The sequence below is a fragment of the Pseudochelatococcus lubricantis genome (assembly GCF_042432495.1).
GTDB classification, from domain to species: Bacteria; Pseudomonadota; Alphaproteobacteria; order Rhizobiales; family Beijerinckiaceae; genus Pseudochelatococcus; species Pseudochelatococcus lubricantis.
Map to the genome: position 1 here is coordinate 62,238 of NZ_JBHLXC010000001.1, position 25,798 is coordinate 88,035.

Consider the following 25,798-nt stretch of genomic DNA (forward strand, 5'->3'; position numbering starts at 1 on the left):
GCACTGGTTGCAGGATCTGGAGCATGACGAACGGACGAACGAGCGATATCGTGGTCATCGGCGGCGGCCTCATCGGTACCGCTGTCGCCTTTGGTTTGCGTGAACGTGGCCTCGATACGGTGCTGCTGGACGAGGGCGACGTGGCATTGCGTGCCGCGAGAGGCAATTTCGGTCTGGTGTGGTTGCAGAGCAAGGGCGCGGGCCTGCGGGAATATACGTCATGGACACGCAAGGCCGTGGACGCATGGCCCGGTTTCGCCTCGAAATTGAGGGACGTTACCGGCATCGACGTCCGATACCGCCGTCCCGGCGGTTATCATCTGTGTCTGTCGGATGCGGAACGCGACAAGCGTGCCGCGATGGTCGCCCGCGTCAGGCCGGGCCAGCCCCACGACGCCCGGACGGTGATGCTGGAGCGGGATGAGCTGAAGGCGCGCCTGCCTTTCATCGGCCCCTCCGTGGTCGGCGGCTCGTATAACCCGCTCGACGGGGACTGCAACTCGCTGGCGCTGTTCAGGGCCTTGCACGAAGCCTATTCCGCGCGCGGCGGAGACTACCGGCCGGGCCAGGCCGTCCGCCGCCTGCTCAGAGGGAAGGGCGTCTACGGCGCGGAAACTGCGGAGGGAACCTGGTGGGCGCCGAAGGTCGTCATTGCCGCCGGCCTCGGGTTGGTCGATCTCGGTCGGCAGATCGGCGTGGGGCCGGTGGTGCATCCCCAGCAGGGGCAGATCATCGTCACGGAGCGTGTGAAGCCCTTTCTCGACGTGCCGATATCCCAGATCAGACAGACGCCGGACGGCACGCTGCTTGTCGGCGACAACAGCGGCGGCGAGACCTACGAAACCCCGACCTCGCTCTCCGTCATGCACCATCTCGCGAACCGGGCCGTCAGGATGATCCCCGAACTGTCCGACATCCGGATCGTCCGCTCGTGGGTTGCCCTGCGCGTGCTCAGCAAGGATGGCGCGCCGGTCTATCAGGAAGCGCCGGACTGGCCCGGCGTGTTCTTCTTCACAGCGCACAGCAGCGTGACGCTCGCGCCGATGCATGTAACGGAACTGTCCCGATGGGTGGCGGATGGCGCGATCGACGAGGAGGCACGGGCGTTTTCCACCGCCCGCTTCTCCTGACGATGCGGCCTCCGGACAGGCTATCCGGGCGAACGGCCTTGGAACGGTGGATGGAAAACCGCCACCGTTCTCTCCATTTGCCGCTGCACGATCTTTTCAGAAAGCGACATGCCCTTCCGGGAGCGCACTCCTGGAATCCGTCCAGTTTACGTTGAAACAGGACGGATTCTAGCGCGCGTTGTCCACGTAGGCGGTGACGACGACTTCGAGCAGGGTATCTTTTCCCAGTTGGGCCACGCCTACCGTGGCGCGTGCGGGAAGATTTTCCGCGCCGAACCATGCGACCCACGCCTCATTCATCTCGTCCTTCAGGCCGAGGTCCGTCACGTAGATCGTCGCCGCCAGCACGCGGCTCCTGTCAGAGCCCGCCTGCGCCAGATAGGTGCCGAGCTTCGCGAGTATCTGTTCTGTCTGGCCCTTCATGCCGAGGCTCTTGTCGTCCGCCACGATGCCGCCGAGAAAGACAAGGCCGCCGTGCTCCACCGCCCGGTGCATGATTGGTGTTGGAATGTATCGCGTCGCCATGATCCATGTTTCCCGTCTGTCTGGAAGGATGAGCGTGAAACGCCCTGCGTGACCGTCCCCGATCCGAGGGTATAAATCAAATAGCCATATCGCATCTATCCATGCACAAATATTATGTATCTATATAATATCCAAGCATAAGATGGCAATGAGAATGCATTTGTATGCATATTTAGCCTTGTGCAACATCAGACAATTGCTGACGCCGCTTGGGCCGAGCCCTGGTGCCGGAGAGGCCGGCGGATCGTTGAGGGTATCATGACGCATACTCCGGTATTCCGCCGGTTGCCCGGTCCTGATCGCGAGAAGGTCGTCTTGACTGTCGACGGCCATCCGATCGAGGCGCTGAAGGGTGACTCCGTCGCCGCCGCTGTCCTTGCGGCGGGAGTTGTCAGCACACGCACCACGCCGGTGAGCGGCAGCGCGAGGGCGCCCTATTGTCTGATGGGTGTGTGTTTCGAATGCCTGATGGATATCGACGGTGAGCCCAACAGCCAGGCCTGCATGACGCTCGTCCGCGACGGCATGGTCGTCAGAAGCCAGGCGGGCGCGCGCCTCCCGGCCGGTCAGCCGCGGGGAGGCGCGTGATGCCGCCCTCTGCCATGCCGGCGATCGCTGCGCCATACGATCTTGCCGTCATCGGTGCGGGGCCGGCGGGGATGGCGGCAACGCTGAGTGCCTGCGAGCTGGGATTGCGCGTTGCCCTGATCGACGAGCAGCATCAGCCGGGAGGGCAGATCTACAGGGCCGCCGGCGCTTCGCCGTTGGCGGACGTCGCGCTTCTGGGACCGGATTATCGGCGCGGCCGCGAGCTGGTCGCCGCGCTTCGCGCCTGCGGAGCCGCCTGCGACTACTATGCGTCCGCAGCCGTATGGCAGGTTACGCCTTCGCTGGAGATCGGATTTTCGGCAGGCGGCCGGTCGCGCCTGCTGCGGGCGTCGGCCATCGTCGCGGCGACCGGCGCGATGGAGCGGCCGATGCCGATCCCCGGCTGGACTCTGCCGGGCGTGATGACGGCGGGCGCGGGGCAGATCGCGATGAAGAGCGCGGGTTTCGTACCCGTTGGGCCAGTCGTGCTGGCGGGCAGCGGCCCGTTGCTGTTTCTGGTAGCCTGGCAATACCTGAACGCCGGCGTCACCTCCATCGCGGTGGTTGAAACGACGCCGCTGGGGAACCATGCGCGCGCGTTGCGCCATCTCCCGCGCGCCCTGCGCGCGGCTTCCTATCTCCGCAAGGGCGTAACGCTCATCGCGGCGTTGGCCAAAGCGGGCGTACCTATCCGGCGCGGCGCGCGGGACCTGCGGGTGCTTCCCGACGAGAGCGGGCGCGTGGGGCGGCTTCAGTACCGCATCGGCTCGCGCCTCCTTACCGATCCCTGCAATCTGCTCTTGCTGCATCAGGGTGTGGTCCCCAACACGCAACTCACGCGATCTCTGGATTGCGCTCACGCATGGGACGAGGGGCAACGCTGCTGGCGCCCCGTCACCGACAAATGGGGAGCGTCGTCCCTCGACGGGCTGTGGGTTGCGGGCGACGGCGCGGGCATCGGCGGTGCGCTGGCGGCGGAGAGCCAGGGCCGGCTCGCGGCGCTGGACGCGGCACGGTCGCTCGGTCGTCTCACGCCCGACCGCAGGGATGAGATGGCCAGCGCACCGAGGCGGCAGCTATCCCGGAATCTGGCGATCAGGCCGTTTCTCGATGCCTTGTATGCGCCTGCCCCGGATTTTTTGGCTCCACCGGATGAAACCGTCGTCTGCCGTTGTGAAGAGGTGACGGCGGGCGATATCCGTCGTTTCGTCGCGGCCGGTTGCACAGGGGCAAACCAGTTGAAGATATTCAGCCGCTGCGGCATGGGCCCTTGTCAGGGGCGCAGCTGCGGCCTGACGGCAGGCGAGATCATCGCCGCCGCAAGAGGCGTCCCGGTGCCGGAGGCCGGCTATTACCGCATCCGCGCGCCCTTGAAGCCGGTGACGCTGGGGCAGCTCTCCGATCTCTCGATGGAAGCTGATTGATGCCACGCTGACATCAGCCCCCGCCGTTCGTCTGACACATGTTGACGTGGCGGGCGACGCGATCGAGCAGAACGTCGGTGAGGCGCTTGGCCCCGGTGTTTCCATACATTCGAAGATTGCTGGTGATCAGGGTGACGCGCTGCTTGACGGCAAGCGGCGAAAATAGTGGTATTTATCAACCGAAAATAGTTGTATTTGTCCATCATTTGTATAACCTTCCATTAGCTGGATGACGATTTCGTCAGGACATAAAAATGGGGAATTGAGTGGCGGATGACGTCCTCTCAAGAGGTGAGGCTGCACCTCCAACGAATGTAGACCATGTCGATATTGATGTTCTTGAGAACACGTTGAGTTTTTATATCCGCGTCATCGACTTGTCTGTTTCAAAAGACCTTGATGACAGGCTGAAAACGCTCGAAGTGGCTAAGGGAAAGGGAAAGATAACCGCCCTTTTGCTTATCGACAGCCATCCGGGCATCCGGCCCTCCGTCATCGCGCAACTGGCGATGAAGGACCGTTCGGCCATGGGTCGCATTCTGGATCATTTCGAGAAGCAGGGCCTGATCGAACGCAGGATGTCGCCGGCGGACAGTCGGGCGCAGGAACTCTACACCACGCCGAAAGGGGCGGCGCTGGCGCGGACCGTCCGCGGCATCGTCACGCGGCAATCGGAGGATTTTTTCAAGATCATCCCCGAGGATGAACAGAAAATCCTGATGGACATTCTGAAGCGCGCCTATGAGCGCCTGCGGGAGAACTGGAGGTGAGCGTGCCAAAGAATGAATCGCGCGTTGCTCTGATATCTGGTGGCGGACGCGGGATCGGCTCGGCGATCGCGCAAAGGCTGGTCTCGGCAGGGTGGAGCGTGTCGCTCGGGATGCGCAATCCCGATCGGCAGGCGTGGATGGCCGGCTCGGAGGATCGCATTCATCTGGCCGCCTATAATGCCCTCGACGCCGACGCAGAGGAGGCGTGGGCCGCCGCCGCGGCGAAGCGTTTCGGGCGCATCGACGCGATCGTCGCCAACGCGGGCGTTGCCAATCCCAAGGACGTCATCGAGGCTTCCGACGAAGAATTGCAGCAATTGCTTGATATCAATGTCAAGGCGCCGCGCCGGCTGGCCAGGGCCGCATGGCCGTGGCTGGCGAGCGCTGGAAACGGGCGCATCATCGTCATGGCGTCGCTGTCGGGCAAGCGTGTGAAAAGCGCGCGCTCCGGGCTTTATTCCATCTCCAAATTCGCGGCTGTGGCGCTGGCCCACGCCCTGCGCCACGCCGGGTTCGATTGCGGCGTGCGCGCGACCGCCGTTTGCCCGGGCTTCGTCGCCTCCGACATGTCAGCGGCCCTGACCGATCTCCCGCAGGACCGGATGACCGATCCCGCGGATATCGCGCGGATCATCGAAATGCTGCTCGATCTTCCGAACGAGGCGAGCGTGGCGGAATTCACGATCAATTGCCAGCTTGAGGAATCGTTCTGAAATGCCGGGACCTTTCGTAGTTCCATTTCACGGCGACGCCGAACTTCCTGCCGAAGTGGATGTGGTCGTCATCGGCGGCGGCATCATCGGTGCGTCTACCGCGCTTGAACTCGCCGAGAGAGGCACGCGGGTCGCCCTTTGCGAAAAGGGCGGTATCGGTCACGAGCAGTCGAGCCGAAACTGGGGCTGGGTGCGCATCTCGCGCCGCGACCCGCGCGAAATTCCGCTCATGGCCGAGGCGCTGCGCATATGGCGAACGATGGACGAGCGTGTGGGACGCGAAACGGGCTATCGCCGTGCCGGGATCATTTTCACCTGCGCGACGGATGAGGAATACGCTCAACACGAGCGCTGGAACGAGAATCTGCGCGGCTATCAGCTCGACTCGCGGATGATCTCGCGCAACGAGTTCGAGGCGATGTTCCCTGGCTCCAACCTGCCGGTCAAGGGCGGGCTTTATACCGCGGCGGACGGGCGCGCGGAGCCGCAAAAGGCTGCGCCCGCCATTGCGGAGGCCGCGCGCGACTGCGGAGCCCATGTCATGACGGAATGCGCCGTTCGCGGGGTCGAAACGGCGGGCGGCAAGATCTGCGGCGTCGTCACCGAACGCGGATATATCAAGTGCCAGGCGGTGGTGCTGGCCGGCGGCGCATGGTCCGGTCTTTTCCTCGGCAACAACGATATCAATCTGCCGCAACTGAAGGTCATGAACTCTGTGCTGCGCACCTCGCCGGTGGAAGGCGGGCCGGAGCAGGCGATCTGGTCGCGCCACTTCGCGATGCGCAAGCGGCTGGACGGCGGCTACACCATCGCTTCTGGCCACGAAAACGTCGTGCCGATCGTGCCGAACTCGTTCCGCTATGCGCTCGATTTCCTGCCTGCGCTGAAGAAGGAATGGCGCTCGCTCAATCTGCGGCTGGGATTTCGCTTTCTGGATGAGGCGCGGCTGCCGAAGCGCTGGGGTCTCGATGAGCCGACCCCGTTTGAGTATAATCGGGTGTTGGATCCGCAGCCCGACAAGCGCCTGTCGGACACGGCGCTTGTCCATGTGAAAAAAGCGTTCCCCGCCTTAGAAAACGTGGAAATCGCGCAGCGCTGGGCCGGCTACATCGACGTCACGCCCGATGCGGTGCCCGTCATTTCGCCGCTAGAGCAGATACCGGGCCTCTTTGTCGCCACGGGTTTTTCCGGCCACGGCTTTGGCATTGGCCCCGCGGCTGGCCGTCTGATGGCCGATCTTGTGCTTGGAAAGACGCCGATCGTCGATCCTGCGGACTTCCGCTTCAGCCGGTTCTCCGACGGGTCCAAGATCAGGCTGATCAGCGGATTCTGATGTTTCACGAGGCGGGCGCGTGTTGCATGCCCGCCGGCCGCGAATGCGGAACAGTAAAAGCATTAAATGCGAACCAAAAACGTTGAAAAAAGGGGAATATGATGACTGACAAGCAAGATGGTTTCCTGCTGAATCGTCGCCAGACTCTGCTGATGCTCGGTGCGACGGGACTGACCACGATCGCCGTGCCCGGCTTCTTCCGTGGCGAGGCTTTGGCGAAAGAGGCCCCCAAGGGGCAGATTATCATCGGCTTCTCGCAGGAGCCGACCGTCTTCAATCCGCACCTGCTGCATGTCGAATGCGACGAGGGTGTTCATTACGCGGTATTCGATCCTCTCTTCGACGTCGATCCTGAGGGCAATTACTTTCCATTATTGGCTGCCGAGGTTCCTACCGTCGCCAATGGCGGCATTTCCGCCGACGGCCTCAACTGGAAGATCAAGCTGCGCGACGACGTGAAATGGCATGACGGAAAACCTTTCACCGCCGAGGACGTCAAGTTCACGCTCGAACTTCTGACAGATCCCGATTTCAGGAGCTGGCGACGCACCGGGCATGAGTTGGTCCGCGATCTGACCGTCGTGTCACCGACCGAGTTGACGTGGCGCATGGAGAAGCCGTTCGCGCCTTACGCCGCGTTTCTCGCATCGACCTTCATCGTGCCGAAGCACGCATTCGACGGCGTTGCCGACAAGAACAGCGCGCCGTTCAACAACGCGCCGATCGGAACGGGCGCGTTCAAGTGGAAGAAGCGTGTCGCCGGCGACCATATCGAACTGGAGGCCAACCCGGATTATTTCGGCGAGGGTCCGCATATCCAGCAGGTCGTCATCAAATACATTCCCGATCTGACGGTTCTTTACACGCAGTTCAAGACCGGCGACGTGGATCTGGTGGGCGTGCAATGGATCACGGCCGATCATTACGAAGAAGCCAAGAGCCTGCCGGGACGGATCATAGAACTGACCGGCGTCGCGACGATCGAATCGATCAGCCTCAATATGGAACGTCCCTATTTCAAGGATCCGGCGGTGCGCGAGGCGCTCTATCACGCGCTGGACAAGCAGGCGATCATCGACGCCATTTATTATGGCGTGCCGACGCCGACCGAATCCTACATGCCGAAGGAGTCATATTACTACAATCCCGACTTGCCCAAGCATGAGTACAACATTGATAAGGCCAAGGCGATCCTTGATAAGGCCGGCTGGAAACCGGGAGCCGACGGCATTCGTGAAAAAGACGGCGTGCGCCTGTCCTTCAAGAACTCCACGACGGCCGGCAACAATCTGCGCGAGCAGGCCCAGCAATTCGTCCAGCAATCGTTCCGCGACATCGGTGTCGAAATGACCATTTCGAACCTGCCGCCGGCGGTGATGTGGGGCGATTACTGGATGATGTCGCAGTTCGACTCGGTCATGGTTGGCCTTACGCCGCTGATTGGCCCCGATCCTGATCCGTCGGATTTCTTCAAGTCCACGGCTTCCCCGGCCAAGGGCGGGACGGGCCAGAATACCTGGGTCTACGCCAACGCCGAAGTCGATGCGCTGATGGAGCAGGGTGGGGCGCTTTTCGTTCCCGAAGAGCGTCTGCCGATCTACAAAAAGGTGCAGGAGCTTGTCCGCAAGGATCTCCCGATGCTGCCGATGTTCCAGTATATGCAGGTGCGCGGCCGCAAGGCCGATGTCGACGGCTTCAAGGGCAACATCAATAATCGTATTGATACGTGGAACATCCGCGACTGGCGTCGCAAATAAGCTGCCTTCTGGCGCCGTGCCGTGTGCCTGAATGGCGGGGCGGCGTCAAAAGCCGCCCGGGATATTCGTGTCACACTGTCCTGCGCCGGTTTGCTCGCTTTAGGCGGAGATCCCATGCTTGGATATACTTTACGGCGACTGTGGCAGAGCGTTATTCTGCTGCTGATCGTGTCCGTTATCGGCTTTTCGGTTCTCAACCTCGCACCCGGCGGCCCTCTGTCTCAGTACACGCTGACGCCGGGAATGACCAAGGAGGCGCTGGACCGCATCGCCGAGCAGATGGGTCTGAACAGGCCCCTGCCGGTGCAGTATCTCGACTGGCTGTGGCGGCTCGTGCAAGGAGACTGGGGGCATTCCTATCGCGACGGGCGGCCGGTTCTTGAAATCATCGCCGGTCATCTGTGGGCCACCATCCTGCTCATGGGCGGATCGACGCTGCTGTCTATCCTGATCGGCACCTGGCTCGGCGTCCATACCGCCATCCGGCGCGGCTCGGCTTTCGACTATGTGGGGACGATCGTCGCCATGGTCTCCCTGTCGATACCCACGTTCTGGTTCGGCCTGGTGGCGATCTACGTATTCTCGCTAAAACTGCAGTGGCTGCCGGCGGGCAACATGTTCACGGTCGGCGACGGATCGTTCCTGGATTACGTCCGGCATCTCATCCTGCCGAGTGTCGTGCTGGCGCTGGTGAACGTCGCGGTCTGGAGCCGCTACATGCGCAGCGCCACGCTGGAGGTCGTCAATCAGGATTTCATCCGCACGGCCAGGGCCAAGGGCTTGTCGCCGCGCCGTGTGTTGCTGAAGCATGTGCTGGGTAACGCGATGCTGCCGATGATAACGCTGGCTGGCGTACAATTGCCGGCGCTTCTCGGCGGCGCGCTGGTGACCGAAACCGTCTTCACCTGGCCGGGCATGGGGCGCCTGTTCCTCGACAGCCTGGGATACAATGATTATCCGGTCGTCATGGGACTACTGATGTTTTCGGCAATTCTGGTTCTGCTGGGTAACTTCATTGCCGATCTTCTCGTCGCGTTTGTCGATCCGCGCGTTCGTCTGGACTGAGAGGAAATCCCATGAACACGGTCATGCAAACAGTCCCGCAGGCCGCGCGTCCGCGCTGGTGGCGAAGCCGTGTCGTCGGGCGCTTCGTCAGGAACCGGCTTGCGCTCGTCGGGTTGGCGATGATCGCTATCCTGACGTTTGCCTGCGTCGCCGGTCCGCATCTTCTGCCGTTCGACGAACTCTACATCGACCTGCGCGCACGTTTTGCGCCGCCGGGAACCGGCGCGCACATTTTCGGCACTGATCCGCTGGGGCGTGACATCGCCGCGCGGCTTTTCCACGCCGGGCGCATCTCGCTGCTGGTCGGGTTTTCCGCCATGCTGCTTTCGACCTGCATCGGATCGGTGGTTGGTGTCGTATCGGGCTATTATGGAGGGCTCGTCGGCACGACGCTGATGCGCATCGTCGATGCCTTCCTGTCGTTTCCGTCCATCTTTCTCCTCCTGACGCTCGCGGCCTTCGTCAAGCCGAGCCCGTTGATGATCACCGTCATCATCGCGGTGACGAGCTGGATGGAGGTGGCCCGGATCGTGGAGGCCGAAACCCGATCGCTGCGCGACCGCGATTTCGTTCTCGCAGCCAGAATGCTCGGCCTGCGCGGACGCTGGATCATGTTCCGCGAAATCCTGCCCAACGTCATGGGGCCGATCGTCGTCGCCGCGACCCTGACCATCGCGCGCGCTATCCTGCTGGAGGCCTATATCAGCTTTCTGGGCTACGGCATTCAGCCGCCGCTGCCGAGCTGGGGCAACATGCTCAATGGCGCGCAGCAGTATCTGACCTCGGCGCCTTGGCTGGCCATCGTTCCGGGCGTCGCGATCACGATCGCGGTTGCCGGTTTCAATTTCATCGGTGACGGCCTGCGCGATGCGCTGGACGCCCGTTCCGATCAGGGGTGAATGCGGTGCAACCGAAGTTTTCTCCTTTCGAAACGTCGCTGTGGTACGCGACCGCCGCGCCCGCGCCCGAAACCGGCCCGTTGTCCGGCGACGAGAAGGCCGACGTCTGCGTCGTCGGCGGTGGATACACCGGCCTCACCACGGCGCTGGAGCTGGCGAAAGCCGGCGTGGAGGTGGTGCTCCTGGAAGGTCGGGAGGTGGGTTATGGCGGATCGGGCCGCAACGCCGGCCATTGCACGCCGACCTTCACGCATTACAGTCTCGACGAATTGCGCAGGATGCTGGGCGAGCCATGGGCCAGCCGCCTGATCGCCCGCCAGACCCGCGCCAACGACAAGGTCTCCGCCTATATCCGCGACTACGTCATCGACTGCGAGTGGGTGCAGAACGGCTACGTCATGGGCGCTCTGCATCCCGGCCAACTGGCGGATATCGAGGCGAAGGTGCAGAGCTACAACGCGGTCGGCGCGCGCACCCGCATGCTTGACCGTAACGAAGTCGCCCGTGTCACGGGGTCGCAGCGCTACTACGGCGGCTGGCTGCATGAGGAGGCGGGCCACCTCAATCCGCTCGGCTATGCGCGCGGACTCGCCCGCGCGGCCATGCAGGAGGGCGCGCGCCTCTACACCCGCTGCGAGGCGGCGGGTTGCGAGCCGGCGGCCGGGGGGCGGTGGAAGGTCAGGACTGCCGGCGGCTCGGTCACCGCGGACAAGGTGATTTTCGCGACCGGCGCCTATACGGTCGCCGGCTGGCCGAAGCTGGACGAGAGCTTCAAGCTTCAAAAGGTGTTTGTCGCGGCCACACGGCCGCTGTCGCCGGCGGCGCGTTTGTCGGTGCTGCCGCGCAACACAACCATGCATGACGGGCGCGGCGATATCTTCGTCTACAAGTACAACGCCGAGGGGCGGATCGTGGCCTCCATGTTCCCCATGGGCCGGCGCGGCGCGGACATTGAGTTCACCAAACGGGTTCTGAGCGACCGACTGAAATGGCTTCACCCGCAGATCGAGGAGCCGGTCGAGTGGGATTATCTGTGGTTCGGCGAACTCGATATGCAATACCGCACCGTGCCGCGTCTCTACGATCTCGCACCGGGTGTGGTGGCGCTGACCGGGCTTTCCGGCCGCGGCGTCCCCACCGGCAGCATGCTGGGTGGCGTGCTGAGTGAATGGGCGTTGGGGACGTCGACGAACGACCTGGCCCTGCGGCCGGAGCCTCTGCACCGGGCACCGCTCTACATGAATTACGGCCCGCCGCTCACGCTGCGCTATTACCGCGTGCATGACTGGTTCAGGAGCCGGATGTCGGGAGCGGCGCTTCCGCCGCACGCATGACGACGAGTATCCACCGCGCCGCAAGGCCCGATCACAGGAGAGGAACCTCAACCATGTCCATCTATAATGTCGCCGACGATATCGATTTCGCGCCAAGCCGCCCCGCCGAGGGCCGCGACAGCGGTTCGGATGCCCGCCTGATCTGGGAGGACGACGTGGAGAACGGCACGAAAGTCGCCGTGTGGAAAGCGGAGCCGGGCCTTTATGTCTATCCGGCGCGTGACCTGGACGAGACCTTTGTCGTCATCGAGGGCGAGGCGCTGTGCAGCCTCGACGGTTCGCAGCCGGTGCCGATTTCCACCGGCTCGATCGTGCGCATCGCCAAAGGCGTCGCCATCACGCTTGAGGTCCTTTCTCCGCTGCGCAAGGTGGCGACGGTGGTTCCCAAGCCATGATCCGGCTGGTCCGCGTTCCGATCAAGCGGGAGGAGACAGGGGAAATGGCGTTCACACGTTCGCAATCGGCGACGTTTTCCGCCCCACCTGTTGACTATCGCAACTTCGTCGACGCGGCGGAGATCGGCACCGGCATGCAGACCGCGTGGACGGCAAGCATGGTCTTTACGGGTTCACCGAAACCCACGCCGTCTACATTCAGGGCTGACGCCTGAATTATGATTGCGGAAGGCCGCCGATGCGTTCGGCGGCCTTCCGCCAGCGGGGAACAGCCACGTTGCGGAGCACTGTTGACATGACGGGAAACGACAAGAGCGGACAGGCGATTTTGTCAGTGCGCAACCTGAGCGTCCGCCTGCCCAAGGGGTTGGACCGGCGATATGCCGTCCATGACATATCGTTCGAATTGAAAGCCGGCGAAATTCTCTGCATCATCGGCGAGTCCGGCTCGGGCAAATCGGTGACGGCCAACACAATCATGGGATTGCTGCCGTCGACGATGACGATAGAAAGTGGATCGATCGCTTTTCGAGGCATCGATCTTCTGAAGGTCCCGGAAAGTCAGCGCCGCCTGCTGCGCGGCAAGTCGGTTTCCATCATCTTTCAGGACCCGCTGTCATCGCTCAACCCCCTGATGACGATCCGCGATCAGATCGAGGAGGTTCTCGTCGCTCACGATTTCGGCGACCGCGAGCGCCGCGCCGCGAAGATCGTCGAGCTTCTCGGTGAGGTCGGCCTGCCCGATCCGGCGGTGATCCAGCACCAGTATCCTTTCCGTCTTTCCGGCGGGCAACGCCAGCGCGTCATGATCGCCATGGCTTTGGCTCTCGATCCGGACGTGCTGATCGCGGACGAGCCGACCACGGCGCTGGACGTGACCACGCAGGCGCAGATTCTCGATCTCATCCGCAGGATCCAGAGGCGCAAGGGCATGAGCGTCATGTTCATCACGCATGATTTCGGGGTGGTTTCCGAAATCGCGGACAGCGTCATCGTGATGGAGAAGGGCGATCTCGTGGAACAGGGGGGCGCGAAGGACGTGCTTCTCAATCCCCGGCATCCCTACACCAAACGCCTGATCGCCGCCGTTCCGCATATGCGCAAGGGCGACAGGACAGCGGCCCCGGAGACGGATGTCGTGCTTGAAGTCGCGGACCTGCGCAAGACCTATCGGCTCGGTTCGGGGACGTTCAGCCACAAGCGGATCGTCATCGCCTTGCAGGATGTCAGCTTCACCCTGCGTCGGGGACAAACGCTGGGCGTCGTCGGCGAAAGCGGCTCGGGCAAGAGTTCCCTTGGGCGGGTGCTCATGAAGCTGACGACTCTCGATTCCGGCAGCATCCTCTTTGAGAACCGCGATATCGCCGCCCTTTCCGAGAAAGAGTTCCGCCCTTTGCGGCCCCGCATCCAGATGGTGTTCCAGGACCCCTTCGCCTCGCTCAATCCCCGCCACACGATTGGCATGTCACTGACCGCCGGACCCGTCGCCCACGGCCGGAACGCCCGGGAGGTGCGGGCGCGGGCCTATGAGACGCTTGAACTGGTTGGCCTCGATCACGGCGCGATGGAGCGTTTTCCGCATGAATTCTCCGGCGGCCAGCGGCAGAGGGTGGGGATCGCCCGCGCGCTCATGATGGACCCCGAAATCCTGATTGCCGACGAAGCGGTGTCCGCGCTCGACGTGTCCATTCAGGCCCAGATCCTGGAGCTATTGCAGCGCGTCCAGCGCGAACGCAATCTGGCGATCATCTTCATCACGCACGACCTGCGCGTGGCCAGCCAGATTTGCGATGACATCCTGGTCATGCATCGGGGTGTCGTCGTCGAGTCCGGTGCGCCGAACGTCATCTTCGGGACTCCCCAACAGGATTACACCCGCAATCTGGTCGCAGCCATTCCGGGGACGCATTGACGCAGGCATAACCTTCTCGCGTTCTTGCACCCATGACCGGACAGAACCCAAACCTCCGCCGGCCGTCGGATGGCTCATGAAACGGAACAAACGGCCATGAAAGCGCTCCCCTACGGACAGCCGCGGGAGACGCGCTTCTCGGTTCCGCGATCCATGTCGCAGGGCGGACGGCGACACCGCTACGTCTCAGGGCTGTTCCAGTTCCTGCCGGCGAGCGACGAGTTCACGCGCGATGGCATCGGCAACGGTGCGCACGCGCCGCGAGCCCGCCAGATCCGCATGCATGACCAGCAGCACCGGCCGTGTCATCGCGCCCCCGTCCGGCAGGGTCTCGCTCAATAGCCGGAGCCCGGCATTGCGCGCCAGAAAGTACGGCAGCACCGCGACACCGATTCCGGACCGTACCGCCGCCACCTGGGCGGTCAGCGTATTGACGGCAAAGCGCCCGTTTTCCTCCGCGCCGAAAGCCCTCGACCACGCCAGCGGCGTGCCCAGGCTCACCATGTCGGGCCAAGTCACGTGTCGGGAAGGCGGCGTCCCGTCGGGCGGGCCGTAAAGCGCGAATCCCATGGCCGTCAGACGCCTCGCCACCAGATTGCCGCGCTCGGGCGCGACCATGCGAAGAGCCAGATCGGCATCGTGGCGATGCAGGTTCACGGTGGAGGCCGAATAAAGCACCTCGACATCGAGCCCTGGATTGTCCGCCAGCAGGGAAGCGAGTGCGGGCACGACGAAAGGCGCGATCAGGCTTTCGAAGCTGGCAAGACGAACCAGTCCGCGCACTTCGACCTGTGCCTCGGCCTCCTGCCGCATGCCCTGCGCGGCCAGTTCCATAGCCTCTGCCCGGGGTAGCAGCGCCGCGCCCTGATCGGTCAGGTCATAACCCTGTTGATGGCGCAGGAACAGCGGCAAGCCGAGCGCCTGCTCGATCCGCTCGATGCGGCGCGAAATCGTCGCGATCCCGATCCCCAGGCTACGGGCCGCGCCCGATAGCGTGCCTTCGCGCGCCAGCGTCAGAAACAGGCGGATATCATCCCAGTTCAGCCGATCCATCATCTTTCCGATATCGGAAAACAGTCTGCAGATAGATGCGATACCATTGTGCGTTCCGGAATGCGACAACGCCTTATCCCGCCAACCGGAGATGTTCTATGCCCGTTACTGAAACCGCGCGCGCCGCCATGCCCCGCTCCGAGGGGTCGGCTTTTCTGCTCAGTGCGCTTGCCGCAATCTTCTGGGGCACGAATTTCGAAGCCACGCGCATCGCCCTGCTCGATGTGCCGCCCTGGACGGCGGCTTCGGGGCGCTTCATCTTTGCCGCTGCCACGATCCTGTTGTGGCTCTGGGTCACCCAGGGCTCCGGCCTGCGGGCTCTGCGGCGCAATGCTCCGGCTTTCATGCTGCTGGGTGTCGTCGGAGTGGCCGGGTTCAACGCCGCGTTGTTCCTGGGTATGCGCAGTTCCAGCCCGGTCACCGCAGCGCTGATCATGGGCACGAGTCCGCTGACGACGAACCTGCTCGATGCGCTGATCGGCCGGCGCTTTCCGGGCGTCCTCGCCCTGGTGGGCATGGCGGTCAGCCTGCTGGGTGTGGCGCTGACCGTCGGGGCGTTTTCGGGCGCGCGTTTTGCCGCCGGCGATCTGTTGATTCTGATCGGTAGCTTCGCCTGGGCGCTCTACACCATCGGCTGCCGCCGCTGGGTGAAGGAGGCCAGCCCGCTGGAAACCTCGGCCTGGACCATGCTGTTCGGCGCACTGGCCCTGCTGGCGGCCGCGTTCTCGTTTGAGGCGCCTGTCGGTGCGGCGGCCGCCGCCTCCGGCACGGCGTGGGGAGCGACGCTGTGGATGGCGCTGATAGGCTCGGTCCTTGCCTATCTGTTCTGGCAGGTGGGCATTGCGGTGCGCGGCCCGGGCGCGACGTCGGTGCTGTTCAATCTGGTTCCGGTCGCCGCCCTCGTCACTGCGGCGCTGTTCGGGCGGATGCCGGATCTGTCGCAGATGGCCGGTGTGGCCGTGGCGATCTTCGGTGTCCTGCTGGCAAGCGGGCGCCTGACGCCGGCGCCCGCGCACCGTTGAGTGGTGGTCCGGGCGCCCGCGTCCGCGGAGGGCGAAGACACGCGGCGCGGAAGCCGGATCAAAGGGTCGTTGCCGTGCGGGCGGCTTGATCGTAGTGCCCCGACAGCACCCGAACGGTCGACGCGACCCCGCTTATCGCCCGGGGATCAAGGCCCAGCGTCGAGATTGCGTCTACCAGCAGTCGTTCTCGGATCTCGCCATACCGTTGGCAGAGATCCTCTCCGGCCTGTGTGATCAGGATCAGCCTCTCCTTGCCCTGGCGTACCCTGACAACCATGCCCTGCGATTCGAGCTTCTTGAGCGCGTAGACCACCGTGTGGGAATCCTCGATGCCCAGCACCAGACAGATATCCGCAAACCGCTTTGCCCGCTGGCGGTGATTCACCGAATGCAGAACCAGTACCTCAAGCGGCGTCAGCCCCGGCAGGCCCGCCGCGGCCATGCAGCGCACGATCCACCGATCGAAGGCGTTGCGGGCCAGGATCAACCCGAACTCAAACTCGGAAAGCTCCGGCAGCTTGCTGCCCGCCGCCAGATGCGCCGAGGAGACGATGGGGCCGTCATGCGTGTGCTGCTGAGGGGCCACGGTTTCAGTTCCCTTTTTCATGCCTGTCCTATGTCTCGTTCCGCGGCCCGGTGCGGCGGGCGCTCCGCAGCTTGATAAGGTATCTGCATTTTATCGTTCAGAATGAAAGCCCGAAGCGGTCTCTAGCACGATGTTTCACCGCTCACCTTTGCCGGATTGGCTGAAAAAACCAAGCGTCTGGAAACCACTCATGCCTGCGAGCGTGCCGGAAACCGTGCGATCGGTCCATGCCGCCATGCGATCCCCTATCAAGAACAGCCATTTCTTATTGACAAAATATCGATGTATCGTCAACGTATCATCAATTATATATACAGAGGTTGGCGATGCGTTGGGATTTCTGGATCGACCGCGGCGGTACGTTCACCGATGTCATCGCGCGCAGGCCCGATGGCGGGCTGGAAGCGCGCAAGCTGCTGTCCGAGAATCCCGAGGCATATCGCGACTCCGCCTCTGCCGGCATCCGCAGCTTTCTTGGCCTGAAGCCCGGCGAGAAGATTCCCCGGGGGATGATCGGCACGATCAAGATGGGCACCACGGTCGCGACCAACGCGCTGCTGGAGCGCAAGGGCGAGCCTCCGGCACTTCTCATTACCCGCGGCTTCCGCGACCAGCTCGAAATCGGCTATCAGGCGCGCAAGGACATCTTCTCCGTGCGCATCGAGAAGCCCGACGCGCTGTACGGCTGCGTTGTCGAGGTGGCTGAGCGCGTCCTGTCGGACGGCACGGTCGAGCTTCCGCTGGACCTGTCACTGGCCCGGCGCCAGCTTGAGGAAGTGCGTGCCAGCGGGATCAATTCCGTCGCGATCGTGCTGATGCACGCCTATCACTACCCGCAGCACGAGCGGGCGCTCGCTGCGCTGGCGCGCGAGATGGGTTTCGGGCAGGTGTCTGTCAGTCATGAGGTTTCGCCCCTCGTCCGGATCGTCGGGCGCGGGGATACCACGGTGGTCGACGCCTATCTCTCGCCGGTGCTGCAGCGATATCTGGATGGGCTGATTGCGGATCTGGATCTCGATAGCAGCGGCGCGCGGCTTCTGTGCATGACGTCGGGCGGGGGGGTGACCTCCGCGCACTTGTTCCAGGGGCGCGACGCGATCCTTTCGGGGCCGGCCGGCGGTGTCGTGGGCGCCGCGCGAACCTGCGACGCGGCGGGCTTCGACCATATCATCGGTTTCGATATGGGCGGGACCTCGACTGACGTGACGCATTATGCCGGAGAGTACGAGCGCAGCTTCGAATCCGAAGTGGCCGGCGTGCGGATGCGCGCGCCGATGATGCTGATCCATACCGTTGCGGCGGGCGGTGGCTCGATCCTGTCGTTCGACGGCGCGCGTTTCCAGGTGGGGCCGGAATCGGCCGGTGCCAACCCCGGTCCGGCTTGCTATCGCCGCGGCGGGCCGCTGACCATCACCGACGCGAACGTCATGCTGGGCAAGCTGCGGCCGGAGAATTTTCCCTCCATATTCGGCCCCGAGCAGAACCTGCCGCTGGACGGGCAGGCGGTGCGAGAGCGATTTGCGGCGCTGGTGGCGGGTGCGGGCGGGACGAAGACCCCGGAAGAGGCCGCGGATGGCTTCATCACCATCGCAGTGCAGAACATGGCCAACGCGATCAAGAAAATCTCGGTCGCGCGCGGCTACGACGTCACCCGCTATGCGCTGGCCTGCTTTGGCGGCGCCGGGGGGCAGCATGCCTGTCTTGTGGCCGAGACGCTCGGCATGAGTACCATTGTCGTGCACCCCTTTTCCGGTCTGCTGTCGGCCTATGGCATCGGCCTGGGGGACCTGCGGGCCAGCCGGCAGAAAAGCGTGGAAGCGGTGCTGGACGCCGCCGCGATGGACACGATAGCGCGTCTGACGGACGCGCTGCTTGCTGAGACGCGCGGCGAACTGGCTGCGCAGGGCGTGAGTGGCGAAGAGATCCGCGACGAGGTGCGTGTGCATCTGCGCTATCTCGGCACTGACTCGGCTATCGAGATAAAGTCCGGCCCGCTGGAGGACATGTTGCAAGCGTTCGAGCAGGCGCATCGCCAGCGCTTCGGCTTCGTGCAGGCAGGGCACGACCTTGTGGTCGAAGCTCTGGCGGTGGAGTCGATCGGCGGTGGAGCCGTCGTGCCCGAGACCTTGCGCCCGGTGCCCGCGTTGCCGCCGGCGTTGCCCGACGCTTTCACGCGCATCTACAGTCAGGGCGCCTGGCGCGATGCGCGCATTGTCCGGCGCGACCAGCTTGCGCCCGGCCGGATTCTGCCCGGTCCCGCGCTGGTGATCGAGCCCAACCAGACCGTGGTGATCGAGGCCGGCTGGAGCGGGCGGATTACGGAACGCGACTACCTTGTCCTGACGCGCACCGCCGGCGTGGTCGAGACCGCCCGGCTGGATACCGCCGCCGATCCTGTCATGCTCGAAGTATTCAACAACCTCTTCATGTCGATAGCCGAGCAGATGGGCGTGGTGCTGCAGAACACCGCCCGCTCGGTCAATATGAAGGAACGGCTGGATTTTTCCTGCGCCCTTTTCGACGGAACCGGGAATCTCGTGGCCAACGCCCCGCATGTGCCGGTGCATCTGGGTTCGATGGACAGCTCGGTCCGCTCCGTGCTGGAGCGCGGCCGCGACAGCATGAAGTCGGGTGACGTCTACGTGCTGAACGCTCCCTATCAGGGTGGGACGCACTTGCCGGATATCACCGTCGTGACCCCGGTGTTCGACGAGACGGGAAGTCGCATCCGCTTCATCGTCGCCAGCCGCGGACATCATGCCGATATCGGCGGCCTGGCGCCCGGCTCCATGAGCCCGAGCGCCCGCACCATTGAGGAGGAGGGCGTCTATATCGACAGCCGCAAGCTGGTCGACCAGGGCCGCTTTCTCGAAGACGAGATGCGCGCGCTGCTGGCTGGCGCCAGGTATCCCGCGCGCAACATCGACGAGAACATCGCAGACCTGAAGGCGCAGGTTGCCGCCAACGAGCGCGGTGCGGCGGAGGTGCGGCGCATGATCGCCCGGTTCGGCGACGAGGTGATCGCGGCCTATATGGGGCACGTGCAGGACAATGCCGAGGCCGAGGTCCGGCAGGTCATCGACGGGCTGGCGGACGGCCGTTTCGAATTGCTTATGGATCAGGGCTGCCACATCAGCGTCTCGCTGAGCGTGGACCGTGCCGCGCGTCGGCTCCGCATCGACTTTGCCGGCACCAGTGCGCAACAGGACAGCAATTTCAACGCGCCGGAATCGATCACCCGTGCGGCGGTGCTGTTCGTGTTCCGCATGCTGGTGGGGCGTCCGATACCGATGAACGCCGGCTGCCTGCGTCCCATCGATATCGCAATCCCCGAGGGCACGATGCTATCGCCACGCTGGCCGGCGGCGGTGGTGGCCGGCAATGTGGAGGTCAGCCAGGCGGTGACCAACTGCTTGCTGGGTGCCGTTGGGCGGCTTGGTTCTTCGCAGGCGACGATGAATAACCTGACCTTCGGCAATGCGGCCACGCAGTATTACGAGACCATTTGCTCCGGCGCTCCCGCCGGGCCCGGCTTTGACGGCGCGGCCGCGGTGCATACCAACATGACCAATACCCGGTTGACCGACCCCGAGGTGCTGGAGGCGCGCTATCCGGTCGTGCTGGAAGAATTCTCCATCCGCCGCGGATCGGGCGGACGTGGCCGGTGGAAGGCCGGCGACGGCGTGCGTCGCGTCATCCGGTTCCGTGAGGACATGGACTGCGCGATTCTGAGCGGCAATCGTCATGTGGCGCCCTTCGGCACAGCCGGCGGCGAGCCCGGTAGCCTGGGACGTAATCTTCTCCGTCGGACCGACGGTCGCATCGAGGAACTCGACTCCTGTGTCCAGATCGCCATCCGGGCAGGCGAGGCCATAATCATCGAAACGCCGACCGGGGGCGGCTATGGAAAGGCGGAGACCCGGCCGGACGAGAGCGGAGCAGCATGACGGCGACGTGTTGAAGGTTGATGATAATTTGGGAGGCAAATTATAAAAATGTAATTTACAATTATAAAATAATATATAAATTCATAATAAAATATACCTAAATATAAAAATTAACGAGTGGAAGTTTTATGCTGAAATAATGGATTATCAATAGGGTTGGATTTCGGTAGCTGCTGAATATCTCTCCATTATTGTGGTCCCGGCAGAGGACAAGAACGAGGGGAAAAATGAAGACGAGAATTTCTTGCGGCATGCACCGCAGAACATTTCTGGCCACGGCAATGGGCCTGGTCACCTTGATGGCCGGCTTCGCCCCGCAGGTTGCGCGGGCGCAGGACGACGGCAGGATGCTGACTTTCGGGCTGTCGGCCAATGTCGGCAACCTGATTTACGGCCCGTCGCGCGGCGCCGCCCAGTTCATCGTCAACCAGCAGCTGCATCGCGGCCTGGTGAAGTTCGACGAGAACGGGACCGTTGTCCCTGCTCTGGCGGAAAGCTTCGAGGCCGTGGACACGTCGACCTACCGTTTTACCTTGCGCAAGGGACTGGTGTTCCACGACGGTACGCCGATCGACTCGACCACGGTCAAGGCCAGCCTCGAATATCTGGCGCGTCGCGAGACCGGAGCGGCAATCTATGCCGCACTGTCTACCCTGGAAGCTATCGAGACGCCGGATGCGGATACAGTACTCGTGCGCCTGTCGAAGCCGAACGCTTCGCTTCTGGACTACCTCGCCGATCCGAACGCGGGCATCTCGCCGCCGGCGGCGCTTGCCCCGGGTGCCGTGAACTGGATTGGCGCCGGCCCGTTCAGGCTGAAGGCAAACGACAGCGGCGTCAGCCTGACTCTGGTCAAGGCCGATACATACTATGACAAGGACGCGGTTGCGCTGGACGGCGTGAAGTTCATCTTCTATCCGGACTCGTCTGCCCGCGCGAACGCGCTCATCGCCGGTGATGTCGACATGGTCGATTTCGTCGGCTGGGAAGATTTCGAACGTATCGAGGCGACGCCGAAACTGGTGCTTGACGCGGTTCCCGGTCCATTCGTCTATACGCTATTCAACACCGGGCGCGCGCCCTTCGACAATCCGAAGGTTCGGCAGGCCATCGCCTACGCGATCAATCGCGACAACGTGGTGGCCGCGGCCTTCTACGGCCATGGCAATCCCCTGAACGGCATGCCGATGTCGCCGGGCAACGATCGTTACGATCCCGCGATGGGTGAGCTGTGGAGCTACGATCCCGACAAGGCCCGTGCCTTGCTGGCCGAAGCGGGCGTGGCCAAGGGGATGAAGATTTCGCTCCTCACGTCGTCGACCTATTCGTTCTTCCGCGACATGGCACTGTCCATGCAGGCCGATCTCAAGGCTGTTGGAATCGACGCCGAGCTTAACGCCCCCGATTGGCCGACCTACACTTCCGCGAAGAACGGAGGTAACTACGACCTTGCCGTTGCCGGCGGCGCGCCGTCGGTGACCGGACCGGTCTACATGCAGGCCTACGCGGTTGGCGCGCCCGCCTCGTCTTTCGGCAGCTACGGATACGATGCCTCGGAGATCGTCGCCCATATCCAGGCCGGTGAGGCCATCGCCGGCGATGAAGAGGCGCGGGCCGAGTACGCGAAAGCTGTCCGGATCATCGGCGATCAGGTGCCCTTTCTGCCCCTGGCGCAACGCAGCCAGGCCTTTGCCTACACCGACAGGGTCAAGGGCTTCAGGAACATTCCCGGCTTCCTGAGCATCACGGGCACCGGCTACATGATCGAGAAAACCTCGATCCGCTGAGTGAGCCGGCCTTCTTCCGTCCGCCGAGCGATATCACCGGCCCGCGGGGGAGGGCTCGCCCGCGTCCGGCCCTGCAAACCGAAAGAGTTCACCGTGATGGGATTGGCTGCATATTGCGGGAAGCGCATTCTGATCGGTCTGGCGATGATCGTCTGCGTGCAGGTGATCATCTTCCTGGCTATCCAGGTCGTGCCCGGCGATCCGGTCGAAGCCATGCTGAGCGAGACGGCCGGTATCGGCCCCGATGTGGTCGCCGCCCTGCGCCAGCAGTTCGGGCTGGACAAGCCGATGCCCGTGCGGCTGCTCAACCATGTAATCGGGTTGCTCCGGCTGGATTTCGGCATCTCCTTTCAATATAGCCAGCCCGCCTTTGATATCATTGCCAGCAGACTGGCGGTCAGCATCGAACTGGTCGTGCTCGCCGCCTTCTTCGGCATAACGGGTGGCATTCTGCTGGGCAGCCTGAGTGTGCAGACCCGTTGGGGCGATCGACTGGTATCGATACTGGGACCGGTCATCCTGTCCGTGCCGGGCTATGTGCTGGGCTCGGTCCTGATCCTCGGGCTGTCGCTGTCGCTGGGGTGGCTGCCCGCCGGCGGCGTCGCCCCCTTCTCCGACCCCGCAGAGCACGTCCGTCGCCTGGTGCTGCCCGTCGTTACGCTGGCGCTGCCTATCGCCGCGACCATCGCGAAGGTGACGCGCTTCGAGATCCTTGAGGTGCGGACGCAGGACTGGGTGCGCACTTCGCGCGCCTACGGCTTTCCCACACGGGTGACCTTCCGCCGGGACATTCTGCGCAATGCGCTGACACCCGTGCTGACCATCTCGGCGCTGGAACTGGGCGGGCTTATCGGAGCCACCGTTCTGGTGGAGAAGGTCTTCAATCTCTCCGGTCTTGGTTCGCTGCTGGTCTCGTCAGTCAGTGTGCGGGACTACCCGCTTATCCAGGGGGCCGTATTCGTGATTTCAGCCTTCTATATCGCGATAAATATCATCTCCGACATCATGTACGGCTTTCTCGACCCGCGGGTGAGCAAACGATGAAACGCATCATCCTGCCGCTAATTGCCGGAATTCTGGTGGCTTTCGCCGTCGCCGGGCCGCTGCTCGTGCCTGTCGACCCACTGGCGCAGAACATCCTCGCGCGTTTTGCCCCCGTCGGCACGCCGGGGCATCTGTTGGGCACCGACAACTTCGGCCGCGACATACTGGCCCGTATCGCCACCGGCGCGCAGGTCGAGCTGCTGACTGCGCTGGCCTCGACGATGATCGCGCTCTCGCTCGGGGTGTCGATCGGCGTGACCGCCGCCTATTCGCGCGGATTGACAGAGGATTTTCTGATGCGCGGCATCGATGTCATGCTGTCGATCCCGCCGCTGATCCTGGCGCTGCTGGTGGTGGCCGTGCTGGGCCCCAGCGTGCCGACCCTCATCGGCGTGCTGGCGCTGCTGTTCACGCCTGGCTTCGCGCGCGTGGCCTATGGCCAGACCCTTTCGGTCCGCAGCCGGCCCTTCATTCAGGCGGCCATCATCTTCGGTGCTCCGCGCCGGTCGATCATACTGGGCCAGATTCTGCCCAACATCGTCGCCCCTCTGCTGGCGCAGGCTTCTTTGACCATCGCCTCCGCGATTCTTGTCGGTTCCGGCCTCGGCTACCTGGGCCTCGGTATCCGGCCGCCGATGCCTTCATGGGGCGGCATGGTTGCCGACGGGCAGCGGTATCTGGCCACGCACCCGATGCTGATGCTCATACCCGGGCTGTTCGTTGTCTCGGCCATCCTGACCTTCAGCGCGCTGGGCGACACGCTGCGGACCCTCTGGGACCCGCGCGAACAGGGAGGCCGCTGATGGGTATCCTTACGCCAGAGGCAACCGCCATGGCAAAACCGCCGCTGCTGGCGGTCCGCGGGCTGAACATCGCTTTCGGGGACACGGGAATTGTCAAGGACCTGTCGTTCGACATCGCTCCGGGCGAGACCCTGGCCATCGTGGGGGAGTCCGGCTCCGGCAAGTCTGTGACGGCCCTCAGCCTGCTCGGCCTGCTCGGCCCGCGGGCCAGGGTAACCGGCAGCATCGCCTTCGGGGGTGAGGAACTGCTGCCCTACGATTTCGGCCGGCTGACCGGTCTGCGCGGCAACGATGTGTCGATCATATTTCAGGAGCCGATGGCGGCGCTGAACCCGGTCTACAAGATTGGCCGGCAGCTCGGCGATGTGCTCCGCAATCACCTGAAACTGTCGCCGGCGGAGGCTCGCGCCCGTGCGGTCGAGCTGCTGCACAAGGTCAAGCTGCCCAATCCCGAGGTCAAATGCGATCAGTACCCGTTCGAACTGTCGGGCGGCCAGCTTCAAAGGGTTATGATCGCGATGGCGATCGCCTGCCGCCCCAGGCTATTGATCGCCGACGAGCCGACGACCGCGCTGGATGTCACGGTGCAGGCCCGCATCCTCGATCTGCTGCGGGAATTGCAGGCCGAGATGGGCATGTCCATCCTGTTCATCACCCACGATTTCGGCGTCGTGGCGGATATCGCCGACCGGGTGCTGGTCATGCGGCATGGTGAGAAGATCGAGACCGGCCCGGCCGAGGATCTGTTTTCCGCCCCGCGCGAGGACTATACCCGTATGTTGCTGTCGGCGGTCCCGTCGCTGGAGAGGCGCGATTTCCTGGAGGATGCGCCGGCGCCATCAGATGACACGACGGTTCTGGAATTCCGTGATGTCGGCATCACCTTCTACGGTCGCCGAGGGCATGAGCTGAAGGCGCTCGACGGCATCGATCTGACCATCCGGCGCAACGAAGTGGTGGCGCTGGTGGGGGAATCCGGAAGCGGGAAAAGCACGCTGGGTAACGTCGCAGCCGGTCTGCTGCGGGTGAATCGGGGACAGGTCACCATCGACGGCAGGCTGCGCCAGGGGGCGGGTGCGGGAAAGGATCTGCACTCTCCGGGTGTGAGCATGGTGTTTCAGGATGCCAACGCCTCGCTCAACCCGCGCATGCGGATCGGGGCCACGCTGCGCGCGGCCCTGCAATGGAACCGCCGCTACAAGCCCGGCCTGGATTGCAGCGACGGGCATATCCGCCATCTTCTGTCGGAGGTCGGCCTTGCGCCCGAGCTGTTCGACCGCTTCCCGCACGAGCTTTCGGGCGGGCAGAAGCAGCGTGTGGGAATCGCGAGGGCGCTGTCGGTCAAACCCTCGCTCGTCGTGGCGGACGAGCCGACTTCCGCGCTGGACGTCTCCGTGCAGAAGACGGTGCTGGAGCTGTTCCGCAAACTGCAGCGGCAATACGGTTTCGCCTGCATCTTCATCACGCATGACCTGTCGCTGGCCGCCAGCATCTCGAACCGGGTGGTCGTGATGAACCGTGGGCGCATCGTCGAGCAAGGTCCCGCGGCAGAGGTGCTGCGCAATCCGGCCGATGCGTACACCCGTGCGTTGCTCGACTCGATCCCCTTGCCCGATCCGGCCGCCCAGCGCGCCCGCAGAGCGCGGCCGGCCGGTCCGGGCACGCATCCCTGACGCCGCCAGCACATCGTTCGACGGCAATTTGCGAAGGA

23 protein-coding genes are annotated in these 25,798 nt (G+C 63.7%); 19 read left to right on the forward strand and 4 right to left on the reverse strand.

The annotated features are described in order from the left end of the window. The first annotated feature begins 23 nt into the window (after positions 1-23). Complete coding sequence (locus ACFFJ7_RS00270; protein WP_377590132.1) at positions 24-1,130, forward strand: NAD(P)/FAD-dependent oxidoreductase; 1,107 nt, start codon at positions 24-26, stop codon at positions 1,128-1,130. A 168-nt stretch (positions 1,131-1,298) separates the two neighbouring features. On the opposite strand, the gene ACFFJ7_RS00275 is transcribed toward ACFFJ7_RS00270, so the two are convergent. Continuing rightward, entirely contained in the window at positions 1,299-1,655 is a 357-nt protein-coding gene (locus ACFFJ7_RS00275; protein ID WP_166953560.1) for a RidA family protein, read from the reverse strand. 258 nt (positions 1,656-1,913) lie between these two features. On the opposite strand from ACFFJ7_RS00275, the gene ACFFJ7_RS00280 reads away from it, so the two are divergent. From ACFFJ7_RS00280 to ACFFJ7_RS00335, 12 genes are all read left to right on the forward strand, one after another. Beyond that, positions 1,914-2,243, forward strand: a complete 330-nt coding sequence (locus tag ACFFJ7_RS00280; RefSeq protein WP_377590135.1) for a (2Fe-2S)-binding protein — start codon at positions 1,914-1,916, stop codon at positions 2,241-2,243. Beyond that, positions 2,243-3,667, forward strand: coding sequence for an FAD/NAD(P)-dependent oxidoreductase (locus ACFFJ7_RS00285; protein WP_377590137.1), 1,425 nt, complete (start codon positions 2,243-2,245; stop codon positions 3,665-3,667). Before ACFFJ7_RS00280 ends, ACFFJ7_RS00285 begins: the two co-directional genes overlap by 1 nt. Before the next feature lie 266 nt (positions 3,668-3,933). Further along, entirely contained in the window at positions 3,934-4,437 is a 504-nt protein-coding gene (locus ACFFJ7_RS00290; RefSeq protein WP_377590139.1) for a MarR family winged helix-turn-helix transcriptional regulator, read from the forward strand. 2 nt (positions 4,438-4,439) lie between these two features. Next, complete coding sequence (locus ACFFJ7_RS00295; protein ID WP_377590141.1) at positions 4,440-5,150, forward strand: SDR family NAD(P)-dependent oxidoreductase; 711 nt, start codon at positions 4,440-4,442, stop codon at positions 5,148-5,150. Position 5,151: 1 nt separating this feature from the next. Then, the gene (locus tag ACFFJ7_RS00300; protein WP_377590143.1) at positions 5,152-6,483 is read left to right on the forward strand and encodes an NAD(P)/FAD-dependent oxidoreductase; all 1,332 of its coding nucleotides are present in this window, start codon (positions 5,152-5,154) and stop codon (positions 6,481-6,483) included. A gap of 101 nt (positions 6,484-6,584) precedes the next feature. Then, positions 6,585-8,240 (forward strand): peptide ABC transporter substrate-binding protein, encoded by a 1,656-nt coding sequence (locus ACFFJ7_RS00305; RefSeq protein ID WP_377590145.1) that lies wholly within the window; start codon positions 6,585-6,587, stop codon positions 8,238-8,240. 114 nt (positions 8,241-8,354) lie between these two features. Then, the gene (locus ACFFJ7_RS00310) at positions 8,355-9,305 is read left to right on the forward strand and encodes an ABC transporter permease (RefSeq protein ID WP_166953571.1); all 951 of its coding nucleotides are present in this window, start codon (positions 8,355-8,357) and stop codon (positions 9,303-9,305) included. Between the two features lie 11 nt (positions 9,306-9,316). Next, positions 9,317-10,204 carry an ABC transporter permease gene (locus ACFFJ7_RS00315; protein ID WP_377590147.1) on the forward strand — a complete coding sequence of 296 codons (888 nt, stop codon included), beginning with the start codon at positions 9,317-9,319 and terminating at the stop codon, positions 10,202-10,204. 5 nt (positions 10,205-10,209) lie between these two features. Beyond that, positions 10,210-11,538, forward strand: a complete 1,329-nt coding sequence (locus tag ACFFJ7_RS00320) for an NAD(P)/FAD-dependent oxidoreductase (RefSeq protein ID WP_377590149.1) — start codon at positions 10,210-10,212, stop codon at positions 11,536-11,538. 53 nt (positions 11,539-11,591) lie between these two features. Further along, entirely contained in the window at positions 11,592-11,933 is a 342-nt protein-coding gene (locus ACFFJ7_RS00325; protein WP_166953578.1) for a cupin domain-containing protein, read from the forward strand. Beyond that, entirely contained in the window at positions 11,930-12,148 is a 219-nt protein-coding gene (locus tag ACFFJ7_RS00330; RefSeq protein ID WP_166953581.1) for a hypothetical protein, read from the forward strand. Before ACFFJ7_RS00325 ends, ACFFJ7_RS00330 begins: the two co-directional genes overlap by 4 nt. Positions 12,149-12,228: 80 nt before the next feature. After that, entirely contained in the window at positions 12,229-13,845 is a 1,617-nt protein-coding gene (locus tag ACFFJ7_RS00335) for an ABC transporter ATP-binding protein (RefSeq protein WP_377590152.1), read from the forward strand. Between the two features lie 186 nt (positions 13,846-14,031). On the opposite strand, the gene ACFFJ7_RS00340 is transcribed toward ACFFJ7_RS00335, so the two are convergent. Then, complete coding sequence (locus ACFFJ7_RS00340; RefSeq protein ID WP_377590154.1) at positions 14,032-14,901, reverse strand: LysR family transcriptional regulator; 870 nt, start codon at positions 14,899-14,901, stop codon at positions 14,032-14,034. A gap of 95 nt (positions 14,902-14,996) precedes the next feature. On the opposite strand from ACFFJ7_RS00340, the gene ACFFJ7_RS00345 reads away from it, so the two are divergent. Beyond that, entirely contained in the window at positions 14,997-15,920 is a 924-nt protein-coding gene (locus ACFFJ7_RS00345) for a DMT family transporter (protein WP_377590156.1), read from the forward strand. A gap of 58 nt (positions 15,921-15,978) precedes the next feature. Here the strand turns inward: ACFFJ7_RS00345 and ACFFJ7_RS00350 are convergent, their stop codons facing one another. Next, positions 15,979-16,527 (reverse strand): winged helix DNA-binding protein, encoded by a 549-nt coding sequence (locus ACFFJ7_RS00350; protein ID WP_166953591.1) that lies wholly within the window; start codon positions 16,525-16,527, stop codon positions 15,979-15,981. 114 nt (positions 16,528-16,641) lie between these two features. Beyond that, positions 16,642-16,800 carry a hypothetical protein gene (locus ACFFJ7_RS00355; protein WP_377590159.1) on the reverse strand — a complete coding sequence of 53 codons (159 nt, stop codon included), beginning with the start codon at positions 16,798-16,800 and terminating at the stop codon, positions 16,642-16,644. A 32-nt stretch (positions 16,801-16,832) separates the two neighbouring features. Between ACFFJ7_RS00355 and ACFFJ7_RS00360 the strand changes: the two genes are divergently transcribed. From ACFFJ7_RS00360 to ACFFJ7_RS00380, 5 genes are all read left to right on the forward strand, one after another. Then, a complete protein-coding gene (locus tag ACFFJ7_RS00360) occupies positions 16,833-20,453 on the forward strand; it encodes a hydantoinase B/oxoprolinase family protein (RefSeq protein WP_377590161.1) in 3,621 nt (1,206 codons plus the stop codon). Between the two features lie 251 nt (positions 20,454-20,704). After that, positions 20,705-22,240: an ABC transporter substrate-binding protein gene (locus ACFFJ7_RS00365; RefSeq protein ID WP_377590163.1), complete on the forward strand. Its 1,536-nt coding sequence runs from the start codon at positions 20,705-20,707 to the stop codon at positions 22,238-22,240. A gap of 96 nt (positions 22,241-22,336) precedes the next feature. Next, positions 22,337-23,284 (forward strand): ABC transporter permease, encoded by a 948-nt coding sequence (locus tag ACFFJ7_RS00370; protein WP_166953600.1) that lies wholly within the window; start codon positions 22,337-22,339, stop codon positions 23,282-23,284. Next, the gene (locus ACFFJ7_RS00375; protein WP_166953602.1) at positions 23,281-24,087 is read left to right on the forward strand and encodes an ABC transporter permease; all 807 of its coding nucleotides are present in this window, start codon (positions 23,281-23,283) and stop codon (positions 24,085-24,087) included. Before ACFFJ7_RS00370 ends, ACFFJ7_RS00375 begins: the two co-directional genes overlap by 4 nt. Further along, positions 24,087-25,760 carry a dipeptide ABC transporter ATP-binding protein gene (locus ACFFJ7_RS00380; RefSeq protein WP_377590166.1) on the forward strand — a complete coding sequence of 558 codons (1,674 nt, stop codon included), beginning with the start codon at positions 24,087-24,089 and terminating at the stop codon, positions 25,758-25,760. The genes ACFFJ7_RS00375 and ACFFJ7_RS00380 overlap by 1 nt, the downstream gene beginning before the upstream one ends. Positions 25,761-25,798: the final 38 nt, after the last annotated feature.

Excerpts from the sequence above, each read along its gene's own strand:
- ACFFJ7_RS00350 (WP_166953591.1), bottom strand. The coding sequence starts at position 16,527 with ATGAAAAAGGGAACTGAAACCGTGGCCCCTCAGCAGCACACGCATGAC.
- ACFFJ7_RS00330 (WP_166953581.1), top strand. The coding sequence starts at position 11,930 with ATGATCCGGCTGGTCCGCGTTCCGATCAAGCGGGAGGAGACAGGGGAA.
- ACFFJ7_RS00285 (WP_377590137.1), top strand. The coding sequence starts at position 2,243 with ATGCCGCCCTCTGCCATGCCGGCGATCGCTGCGCCATACGATCTTGCC.
- ACFFJ7_RS00360 (WP_377590161.1), top strand. The coding sequence starts at position 16,833 with ATGCGTTGGGATTTCTGGATCGACCGCGGCGGTACGTTCACCGATGTC.
- ACFFJ7_RS00365 (WP_377590163.1), top strand. The coding sequence starts at position 20,705 with ATGCACCGCAGAACATTTCTGGCCACGGCAATGGGCCTGGTCACCTTG.
- ACFFJ7_RS00310 (WP_166953571.1), top strand. The coding sequence starts at position 8,355 with ATGCTTGGATATACTTTACGGCGACTGTGGCAGAGCGTTATTCTGCTG.
- ACFFJ7_RS00375 (WP_166953602.1), top strand. The coding sequence starts at position 23,281 with ATGAAACGCATCATCCTGCCGCTAATTGCCGGAATTCTGGTGGCTTTC.
- ACFFJ7_RS00300 (WP_377590143.1), top strand. The coding sequence starts at position 5,152 with ATGCCGGGACCTTTCGTAGTTCCATTTCACGGCGACGCCGAACTTCCT.
- ACFFJ7_RS00340 (WP_377590154.1), bottom strand. The coding sequence starts at position 14,901 with ATGATGGATCGGCTGAACTGGGATGATATCCGCCTGTTTCTGACGCTG.
- ACFFJ7_RS00305 (WP_377590145.1), top strand. The coding sequence starts at position 6,585 with ATGACTGACAAGCAAGATGGTTTCCTGCTGAATCGTCGCCAGACTCTG.
- ACFFJ7_RS00370 (WP_166953600.1), top strand. The coding sequence starts at position 22,337 with ATGGGATTGGCTGCATATTGCGGGAAGCGCATTCTGATCGGTCTGGCG.
- ACFFJ7_RS00270 (WP_377590132.1), top strand. The coding sequence starts at position 24 with ATGACGAACGGACGAACGAGCGATATCGTGGTCATCGGCGGCGGCCTC.
- ACFFJ7_RS00325 (WP_166953578.1), top strand. The coding sequence starts at position 11,592 with ATGTCCATCTATAATGTCGCCGACGATATCGATTTCGCGCCAAGCCGC.
- ACFFJ7_RS00280 (WP_377590135.1), top strand. The coding sequence starts at position 1,914 with ATGACGCATACTCCGGTATTCCGCCGGTTGCCCGGTCCTGATCGCGAG.
- ACFFJ7_RS00335 (WP_377590152.1), top strand. The coding sequence starts at position 12,229 with ATGACGGGAAACGACAAGAGCGGACAGGCGATTTTGTCAGTGCGCAAC.
- ACFFJ7_RS00345 (WP_377590156.1), top strand. The coding sequence starts at position 14,997 with ATGCCCGTTACTGAAACCGCGCGCGCCGCCATGCCCCGCTCCGAGGGG.
- ACFFJ7_RS00380 (WP_377590166.1), top strand. The coding sequence starts at position 24,087 with ATGGGTATCCTTACGCCAGAGGCAACCGCCATGGCAAAACCGCCGCTG.
- ACFFJ7_RS00315 (WP_377590147.1), top strand. The coding sequence starts at position 9,317 with ATGAACACGGTCATGCAAACAGTCCCGCAGGCCGCGCGTCCGCGCTGG.
- ACFFJ7_RS00275 (WP_166953560.1), bottom strand. The coding sequence starts at position 1,655 with ATGGCGACGCGATACATTCCAACACCAATCATGCACCGGGCGGTGGAG.